This window comes from Curvibacter sp. GW821-FHT01G03 (genome assembly GCF_059422285.1).
Map to the genome: position 1 here is coordinate 50,531 of NZ_JBWKWP010000027.1, position 9,089 is coordinate 59,619.

Sequence of the window (9,089 nt, forward strand, 5' to 3'; positions counted from 1 at the left end):
GGTGTGTATCCTTTCCTGGGCTTCAATAGGACGAGCCGGCGCACGCAGGGCCGGGGCCGGACAACAACTGGTCAAGCAGGCCGGACGCCCCCAGTCGGAGGTGACTTGCACCGACCCAGCCCGGCCCCATCAACTCAGCCGCCAGGTCCAGATAGACCTGGGCCTGGGCCTGGCTGCGCAGACCGCCTGCGGCCTTGAAGCCACAGGCCGGATTGCGCGCCGCGATCTCCACCAGCATGAGGCGAGCGGCCTCCGGGGTCGCGTTGACAGGCACCTTGCCGGTGGAAGTCTTGAGGAAATCGGCCCCGGCCTCCAGGGCGATGGCCGCAGCAGTGCGGACCAGCCCGGGCCCCATCAACTCGCCGCTTTCCAGAATGACTTTGAGCACCCGGTCTTCGCAGGCGGCCCGACAGGCCTTCACCAGGCTTTCACTGGCACGCAGGTCACCGACGATCAGGCGGCGCCAGGGCAGGACCAGATCAATCTCATCGGCTCCGGCCTCCAGGGCAACGTGCACCGCCGGTACCACCTCGGCAGGGCTACCGGTGCCATCGGGAAAGTTGGCCACGGTGGCGATGCGCACCGCAGGGCGCAGGCCCTTGTCGCTCAAGGTGCGCACCGCGATGCCGACGTGATCAGGCCCGATGCAGACCGCTGCGGGCAACCCCAAGGGGGTGTCGACGCGTTGGCACAGGGCCTGGATGCTGGCGTCGGTGTCCTCTGGGTTGAGAGAGGTCAGATCCATCAGCGAAACGATGCGGCGGCGAGCTTCTAGCTCGGGGTGCAATGGCAGGGGGGTCATGGTGGGCTGGATGAACTTCGGGGGGAGCCAGGAGAGGCCAGGGAGGGGAGCGGTAGGATTTGGTGCTCAGGCACGGGGGGGCAAATCGGCGAAAAAGCCACGAATCAGGCGCTTGAAATCGCGCGCGGCCAAAGCCGCACACTGCAGCGTCTGCTCATGCGACAACGGGGTATCCGAGAGCCCTTCGGCCAGGTTGGTGATGGCCGACACCGCCAACACCTTGAGACCACAATGCCGGGCCGCGATGACCTCGGGCACGACAGACATGCCCACCACATCGCAGCCCAGCTGCCGCATCATGCGGATCTCGGCGGGCGTCTCAAAATTGGGTCCGGTGTAGGCAGCAAACACGCCCTCGGCCAGCGGGATGTCCAGGCGCCCTGCCACCCGGTGCAGGTGTTGCCGTAGCCCCGCGTCGTAGGCATTGGCGAGGCTGAAGAAACGAGGGCCAAAGCGCTCGTCGTTCGGGCCGACCAGGGGCGACTCGGGCATGAAATTGATGTGATCGTTCAAGGCCACCAGACGGCCTGGACCGACTTCAGGGCGCAGCGAACCGGCCGCATTGGTGACAAGCAGGAACTCACAGCCCAGCAGGCGCAGCGTGCGCACGGCACTGGCCATCACCGCCATGCCACGGCCTTCGTAAAAATGACCACGCCCCTTCAGGCACAGCACGGCTTGACCATCGAGCCAACCTGCCACCAACTCGCCAGCATGGCCAACCACGGTGCTGCGCGGAAAGCCCGGCAGATCAGCGTAAGGGAAGACCTGGGCCTCTTGCAGTGCATCGGCCAGGTCGCCCAGGCCCGAGCCAAGAATCAGCCCCGCGCGCGGCTTGAACGCAGGCAAATGGTGTTGCAAGTGCTGGGCGGCAGCGTGGGCCGTGTCGAGGTTGGGCATGGAGTGGCTCCTGGGTACGGTCGAGAAGGCGCCGAGGTGTGCAACTCGCGATCCCGGCGGACTGGAGGCATCCTAGGAGGCCAGCCGCCCTGAATCCAAGACTGTTTGCCCCCGCGATTGAGAGCGGGAGGCGCTGAATCGGGCCTGGGGGGATCGCCAGTGGTACCAATGCGCCAACAGACGGTATAAGGGCCTGCCCGCGATGAGCGCTTCGGTTCAATACACCAGACCAGCGGACTACTCAGTCAGCGGGGCCCACATCGTCCAGGCTCTGGGCCCAATACTGGAGCAGGGTGTGCACGGCCGGCAGGCAAGCCTGGGCGTGGAACACCGCATAGAGATCGGCCCGCAGGTCTTCGCGCAGAGGCCTGAAACCCACGCCAGGCCAGCCGATGCGGGCATAGCGCTCGGGCAGCAAGGTGACCCCGTAGCCGGCAGCCACCAGGGCCAGCGCGGTCTGGGGCTCCTGCACCCGGTGCCCGGCACGGGGCGCAAGCCCGCGAACCGGCAGCGACCGTGCCAGATAGCTGCCCAGGCCATGCGGGCCCGACGAGACCCAGATGAAGGGTTCCTCGCTCAAGGTCTGCAAGGGCAGTGCCCCGCGACAGGCCTTGAGCAACCTGTGCCTGCCGGGCAGGGCCACGCGCAGGGCCTCGGTCTGAATCAGGCGACTCTCCAGGCTTGGTGGCAAGCCAGCGCTGGGGGCCTCACGCCAAAGGCCAAGATCGATGCGATGTTGCAGCAGGGCCTCAACCTGCTGCTGAGGGGTGAGCTCCTCGAAGCACCACCGCAGTTCGGGGCAATCCGCGCCCAAACGCCGCAATGCAGGCAACAACTCACCCCAGACGGCACTGCCAACCAGGCCGATGCGCACCTGCCCACTCAGGCCACGGCCGATCTGGCTGACCTGCTGCAGCGAGCGCTGGGTGTGCTGATGGACCTGGCGCATCTCGCGCAGCAGCACGGCGCCGGCCTCAGTGAGTTCGACCCGGCGTGTGCTGCGCTGGAACAGCTGGGTGCCCAGTTGGGCCTCCAGCTCTTTGATGTGCTGGCTCAGCGGTGGTTGCGACATGTGCAACCGCTGCGCGGCCTGGCTGAAACTCAACTCCTCAGCCACGGCCAGAAAATAGTGCAGCAGACGCGGGCTGATCCGGTCGGTGGCAACAAGGTGCGGTTCGCGTGGGTTCATGGGCAGATGGGCTGACGGGGACACATGCTTTCAAGCATCCCCCATTGGCCGCCGGTCTGATGGCCCGCTGTGCGGTACTGAGCCGCCCTGATGCGCCGCATGTCAGCACACGCCGAGGGCAGTCCATCCCCAGACCCACCCTGAGGCCCCGATGCGGCTACAGGCGGCGCTGTACTCACACGCCAGCCAGGACGCAGGCCTGGGCCGCATCGACCGACTAGACCCGGCCCTGAGCGGCCCGAGCGACGCAAGACAAGCCCACATCAAGTGGCCCAGGCAAGATCCTCATCACCCTGAGGCGCCATGGCGGCCGCGGCCGCCGCTGAATAGGGCTGAATTTCCTGCTCAAGCACCGTTGCAAGGGCTGCCTCGGCCACCTTGAGGTCGTAGGCCTGTTGCAGGTTGAGCCAGGATGGGGCATCACCACCGAAATAGCGCGCCAGACGCAGCGCACTGTCTGGGCTGACCCCGCGACGCTCCAGCACGATGTCCCTGATCCTGGAGGGAGGCACCTTCAAGGCCTTGGCCAAGGCATGCACCCTGATGCCCAGCGGCTTGAGGTATTCCTCCCTCAAGATCTCGCCCGGGTGGATGGGACGCATGCCATTTTTGACCATGGTGATTCTCCGTTTCAATGGTGGTCCACGATCTCCATATTCAAAGGTCCAAATCATCTTCGGCGGACCTGTGGCCCCCTGTTCAGGTACTGAACCGCCCGGTTGCGCCGCAGATCAGCCAGGGCACTGCGGCCCATTGCCTCAGGCGAGCGCCACCAGCCGATGCGTGCCTGCATTGAAGTGCACCACCGGGCTGGCCGGCGAGCAGGTGGCGACATCGGGCAGCCTGGGCGGCCCGGACTGAACGAAGGCGAGGCGCCTGGCTGATGCACCCCGCCGATCGGCAGCCGATGAAACGGCTGTGAAGCGACCATGCAACGCCTCTCACCCGAGGTCGCCCATGAAGCCGCACTTCACGCCGGCGGCCGGCTGGAGCTTGAAGCCGGCTTCGCCGATGCAGCGCCTGGCGCTTGATCGGGCGGAATGATCCGGCGGCTTTGTTGGCTCGGCTCAACGACAGGCCGCTTGGCGACAAAACCCACTTCCAGGCCGAAGATGCTGGCGATCTTGTTCAGCGTCTCCACAGTCGGGTTGGCACTGCCGGCCATGATCTCCTTGAGCACACGTGTGCTCACGCCCCGGTGGGCGGCAAACTCGGCTTGCGTGAGGCGGCTGACCTTTTGCATGAGCTTGACGGCTTCACCCAGCGAGAGCTGATTCTTCATCACGCCCTCGAACAGCGTGCGGCGCAGTTCGGCGTCGCGTTCGGGGTTCTGGTGCTTGATGCGCTGGTCCATGTTCTTTCAGCCCGGCAAGAGACGACCCAGGCTTTTCGCCACCCGATCGATGGCGCCACGGCAATCCTCGATCACCGCCGCCTCGACGCCGACATCGCGCATGGTCTCGGGCAGGTCCGCGACTGTGGCAGCGAAGTCATGCAGTGCGCGCGCGACGATATCGTGCTCACCTGAATCCCAGTCGATGGCGTGCAGGATCGTGGACCAATCGTCCACACGCCGGCCATTCGGATCCAGCCAGTGCACGGCGCGAGGGATCATTTCCGGGTCCTTGTACATGGGCGCAAAGTCAAAGAGAGGGGTGAGCTGCACACGGCCGTCGATGAGCCGCTGCACGGCCGTGTTGCGCGCATGGTTGTCCGTGTTGCGCAATGCCTGGTTCAGGGCATCACGCTGGAGGTACTCAATGGCTTCCGTCAGTGGTTCATGAACGTGGCGACGCAGGGCATCCAGCAACTCATTGTGCGAGGTCGCCGGTGCAAAACCTTTCAGTTGGGCCAGCGATGCCAGGCTTTCCTGGTGCAGCCGATGCAGTTGGCCATGTTCATCCACTTGCCGGTCAAAGCGGCGTACGAACAGCATCTCGTTGAGCAACTCGGGTTCGGCATGCACGCGAATGCCGCAGGCTTTGGCCACGCGCAGGTAAGCCGCCTCGTTGCGCAGAACCAGACGATCCTCATCCTTGCGCCCGCGAGGGAGCTTCAGGAGCCAGTGCTCTGCAGCCAAGTCATCGTCGAGCGCCATATCCGGGTACCAGAGACCGCCCCTGTCCCGACTCAGCAGGAATTTGGGCGCCGCCCCTTGAGCGCCTGTGGTACCGCTGGCCAACAGCGCGTGCAACGAAAGTTGCTCCAGAAATGCCTCGGAGTGGCTCACGATCTCGGTCATTTCGACGCCAACGCGCCAGTCGCGCCCACCGGTGTGGCGATCAACGTAACCTTGGTAAAAGCCCAGGGCCGAACTCAAGCGCAGGCAACCAATCGGGTTGAAGGCGCCAGCCATCAACAGCGGCAACTCCACCCCTTCGACATCGGGCAAGTGCAGTTCGCGAGCGAGCAGGTGCCGGCCACGCCCTTGCGGCACCAGATCGAAGAGAAAAGGTGGCAAGTCAAATTGCGGCGCATCGAGCGCCCCCCCTGTGGGCTGCGTGAAACTCATGTCGTTGAACTGCACCGGCAGATTCAATGACAGCGGCCAAGGGTCACTCGAAAAAATATAGGTCTGCTCATACTCCAGTCGACAACGCCCAGGGCCCAACTGCACCAGCTTGGCGGCGTCAATCCACTCGCCGTGGCGATGGATCTGGATCATGGTTTCGGCGGTCATATTCATTTGTACCACCAAAGTGGTCTATTTAAAGGCGTATCAAAGCTATTTAGGCCACTATAAGTGACCTTATTTGAATCAGCAGGCGCCATCAGCCCCAGACAAACCCTGAGGCCCCGATGCAGAACGCAGCCTTTGCAGTAGATTGAAACGCATGCACACCACGCCCCGCCCCCACGTTCCCCTGCACACCTTGCTCAGGGGCTGTCGGAAGAGGTTCTTTCGTTTCGTCCACCTGCTCGCTGCCATGGTCCTCTCTGCTGTCACGCTTTCATCCCCAACGCATGCAGCCGATCTGCCGCCGCCTCGTGAGGGGGATTGGCGGGTGCAGGATTTCCGCTTCCATGACGGCAGCACGCTGCCGGAGCTGAGCCTGCACTACACCACCCTGGGCTCGCCCGACAAACCCGCCGTGCTGGTGCTGCACGGCACGCTGGGCTCGGGCAAGGGCCTGCTCACGCCCGGCTTTGGCGGCGAGCTGTTCGGGCCGGGCCAGCCGCTGGATGCCAGCCGCTACTTCATCATCCTGCCCGATGGCATCGGCACGGGCGAGTCGTCGCGGCCGTCGCAGGGCTTGCGCACGCGCTTTCCACATTACAACTACGAAGACATGGTGCGGGCCCAGTACCGGCTGGTGACCGAGCACCTGGGCATACGCCACCTGCGCATGGTGCTGGGGTATTCGATGGGCGGCATGCACACCTGGCTGTGGGCCCAGCAATACCCCGATTTCATGGACATCGCGGTGCCCATGGCCGCGCTGCCAGTGCCGATGGCGGGGCGCAACTGGATGCTGCGGCGGCTGGTGATCGACTCGATCCGCAACGACCCGGCCTGGCAGAACGGCGACTACAGCGAGCAGCCGCCCAGCCTGCGCTTTGCCTCGGTGTACTTCAACCTGGCCACCAACGGCGGCAACCAGGCGCTGTACCGGCAGGCGCCCACCCGCGAGAAGGCCGACCAGTTGCTCAACCAGCGTTTGCAAGCCCCATTCAAGGGCGATGCCAATGACCACCTCTACCAGTGGGAGGCCTCGGGCGACTACGACCCCTCTGCCGGGCTGGAGCGCATCCGGGCCCGGGTGCTGGCCATCAACTCAGCCGACGACGAGCGCAACCCGCCCGATCTGGGCGTGCTGGAGCGCGAGCTGCAGCGGGTCCGTCACGGGGCGCAGCACATCGTGCCCGGATCGCCCAGCACGGGTGGGCACGGAACCCTCGCCCAGGCGGCCTTGTGGAAGGCCGCGGTGGCCGATGTGCTGAAGACCGCGCCCCCGCTGGATTGAAGTCCACTGGACAGACCCTGGCTCAATCCCCCTCGCCCATCCCACCCTCGCGCCCCTCGTTGAGGCGGCTGGTCAGCGCGTCGAGCATGTCGTAGAGCAGGTGGGTGAAGTCGGCGCCAATGACACCCTCGATGTCCTTGTAGCAGGCCTCGATCAGCGGCGCCAGCGCGGCCACCGTGTCGCAGCCCTTGGCCGTAACGGCCACCATCACCCGGCGCTGGTCCTGCTCCATGCGCTGGCGTGAGATCAGGCCCAGGTCATCCATGCGCGCCAGGATGCCGGCCATGCTGGGGCTGGAGATGCAGCACATGCTGCCGATCTGACGCGGCTCCATGGGGCCGAATTCATCGAGGGCCCGGATCACCCGCCACTGTTGCTCGGTCACGCCCTGCTGGTTCAGCAAGGGGCGGAAGCGGGCCAGCACGGCCTCGCGAGACTGCAACAGCAGCAGCGGCAGGTTGCGGTGGTGGATCACCTTGGCAGCGTTCTTGTCCATCCCCTGATCATCCCTGAAATCTGACCCGCATCAACAAAGCAGCTCGAAGCCTGTTTACTTCACTAAGATGTTAGCAATATACTTGCTCACATATTAGTGAATAACATGCACCACACCCTCCCAATCCCCTCCCTGGATGTTGCGCCGTTCCGCCTCACCGGCACGGTGTATGGCGTCCTGATGAACCACCGCCCGGCCCTGTACGCCCTCGGCGAAGCCATTGAGCAGGCGCCTTACAAAGCGGCCCCCAAGGCCCCCGTGCTGTTTGTGAAGCCGCGCAACACCCTGGCCCGCAGCGGCCAGCCTGTGGCCGTGCCCGACGAACCAGGCCAGGTCGAAATCAGCGCCCAACTGGGCATCGTGATCGGGCACCAATGCACCCGCGTTGCCCCGGAGGCCGCCCTGAGTCATGTGGCCGGCTACCTGGTGGTGAACGACATCAGCCTGCCCCACAGCCAGTTCTACCGGCCCTCGGTGCGGCTGAAGGCCCGTGACGGCTTCTGCCCGCTGGGCGAACACGTCGTGCCGGCCGCCCAGGTGCCACTGCCCGACGCGCTGGAGCTGCGGGTGCTGATCGACGGGCAGTTGGTGCAGGTCAGCAGCACCGGCGACCGCTTTCGGGGAGTGGCGCAGTTGATCGCCGATGTCAGCGCCTTCATGACCCTGATGCCGGGCGACATCCTCACGCTGGGCGGCTCGCAAGGCGCGCCCCTGGCCCGCGCCGGCCAGACGGTGCGCATCGAGATCGATGGCATCGGCCACCTCAGCACCCCCCTGGTCCGCGAGCAAGAAAGCGCCGCATGAGTCACACGCCCCACCCCACCCACCCCACCCACACAGCCCGTGTGGCCTATGCCGGTGCCATCCACACCGCCACGCCCCATGGCGAGCAACAGATCCGCCTGGCCGATGGCCGTGTCCTGGCTGAGGACCAGGTGGTGTGGCTGCCCCCCTTCGAGGTGGGCACCATCATCGCGCTGGGCCTGAACTACGCCGACCACCTGCGCGAGCTGTCGGGCGAGCTCACCGTCACCACCAAGGACGAGCCCCTGGTGTTCCTCAAGGGCCCCAACGCGGTGATCGGCCACCGCGGGCAGACCTACCGGCCCGATGCGGTGCAGTTCATGCACTACGAGTGTGAGCTGGCGGTGGTGATCGGCAAGACCGCCCGCCGCGTCTCGCGCGAGCAGGCCCTGGCCCATGTGGCTGGCTACACCGTGTGCAACGACTACGCGATCCGCGACTACCTGGAGAACTGGTACCGCCCCAACCTGCGCGTGAAGAACCGCGACGGCGCCACCGTGCTCGGCCCCTGGCTGGTCGACGCCGCCGCCGTGCCCGACCCGCATCAGCTGGCACTGCGCACCACCGTCAACGGCCAGCTCACGCAGCAGGGCCACACCCGCGACCTGGTCCACAACGTGCCCGAGCTGATCGAGTACCTGAGCAGCTTCATGACCTTGCAGGCCGGCGACGTGATCCTGACCGGCACGCCCGAAGGCGTGGTCAACGTGAAAGCCGGCGACGAGGTGGTGACCGAGATCGACGGCATTGGCCGCCTGGTCAACACCCTGGTCGGCGATGCCGCCTTCGCCCCAACCGCCCCAACCGCTACAGCCGCAGCCTGAGCCGCCTGAACCCATCCAAGGAAAGACACCCATGCAACAGATCCAGCACCTGATCAACGGCCAGAGCGTCGCCGGCCGCGACTACTTCGAAACCATCAACCCCGCCACC

10 protein-coding genes are annotated in these 9,089 nt (G+C 65.4%); 3 read left to right on the top strand and 7 right to left on the bottom strand.

Features of this window, described 5'->3' with window-relative positions; all coding sequences use genetic code 11:
• Nucleotides 1-22 precede the first annotated feature (22 nt).
• The 6 genes from deoC to AC07VS_RS26795 all read right to left on the bottom strand — a co-directional run bounded on the left by deoC (nucleotide 23) and on the right by AC07VS_RS26795 (nucleotide 5,577).
• Nucleotides 23-802 (bottom strand): deoxyribose-phosphate aldolase, encoded by a 780-nt coding sequence (gene deoC / locus AC07VS_RS26770; RefSeq protein ID WP_494659049.1) that lies wholly within the window; start codon nucleotides 800-802, stop codon nucleotides 23-25.
• Nucleotides 803-868: 66 nt separating this feature from the next.
• Entirely contained in the window at nucleotides 869-1,702 is an 834-nt protein-coding gene (gene xapA / locus AC07VS_RS26775; protein WP_494659050.1) for a xanthosine phosphorylase, read from the bottom strand.
• Nucleotides 1,703-1,943: 241 nt separating this feature from the next.
• The gene (locus AC07VS_RS26780; RefSeq protein ID WP_494659051.1) at nucleotides 1,944-2,891 is read right to left on the bottom strand and encodes a LysR family transcriptional regulator; all 948 of its coding nucleotides are present in this window, start codon (nucleotides 2,889-2,891) and stop codon (nucleotides 1,944-1,946) included.
• 263 nt (nucleotides 2,892-3,154) lie between these two features.
• Nucleotides 3,155-3,508, bottom strand: a complete 354-nt coding sequence (locus tag AC07VS_RS26785) for a HigA family addiction module antitoxin (RefSeq protein ID WP_494752487.1) — start codon at nucleotides 3,506-3,508, stop codon at nucleotides 3,155-3,157.
• A gap of 353 nt (nucleotides 3,509-3,861) precedes the next feature.
• A complete protein-coding gene (locus tag AC07VS_RS26790) occupies nucleotides 3,862-4,245 on the bottom strand; it encodes a helix-turn-helix domain-containing protein (protein ID WP_494659053.1) in 384 nt (127 codons plus the stop codon).
• A gap of 6 nt (nucleotides 4,246-4,251) precedes the next feature.
• Complete coding sequence (locus tag AC07VS_RS26795) at nucleotides 4,252-5,577, bottom strand: type II toxin-antitoxin system HipA family toxin (protein WP_494752488.1); 1,326 nt, start codon at nucleotides 5,575-5,577, stop codon at nucleotides 4,252-4,254.
• 241 nt (nucleotides 5,578-5,818) lie between these two features.
• Between AC07VS_RS26795 and AC07VS_RS26800 the strand changes: the two genes are divergently transcribed.
• Entirely contained in the window at nucleotides 5,819-6,856 is a 1,038-nt protein-coding gene (locus AC07VS_RS26800) for an alpha/beta fold hydrolase (protein WP_494752489.1), read from the top strand.
• A 22-nt stretch (nucleotides 6,857-6,878) separates the two neighbouring features.
• Here AC07VS_RS26800 and hpaR read toward each other — a convergent pair whose 3' ends face one another.
• Nucleotides 6,879-7,352 carry a homoprotocatechuate degradation operon regulator HpaR gene (gene hpaR, locus AC07VS_RS26805; protein ID WP_492350038.1) on the bottom strand — a complete coding sequence of 158 codons (474 nt, stop codon included), beginning with the start codon at nucleotides 7,350-7,352 and terminating at the stop codon, nucleotides 6,879-6,881.
• Between the two features lie 105 nt (nucleotides 7,353-7,457).
• Between hpaR and AC07VS_RS26810 the strand changes: the two genes are divergently transcribed.
• Nucleotides 7,458-8,156, top strand: coding sequence for a fumarylacetoacetate hydrolase family protein (locus tag AC07VS_RS26810; RefSeq protein ID WP_494752490.1), 699 nt, complete (start codon nucleotides 7,458-7,460; stop codon nucleotides 8,154-8,156).
• The gene (locus AC07VS_RS26815) at nucleotides 8,153-8,980 is read left to right on the top strand and encodes a fumarylacetoacetate hydrolase family protein (protein ID WP_494752491.1); all 828 of its coding nucleotides are present in this window, start codon (nucleotides 8,153-8,155) and stop codon (nucleotides 8,978-8,980) included. Before AC07VS_RS26810 ends, AC07VS_RS26815 begins: the two co-directional genes overlap by 4 nt.
• Nucleotides 8,981-9,089 lie beyond the last annotated feature (109 nt).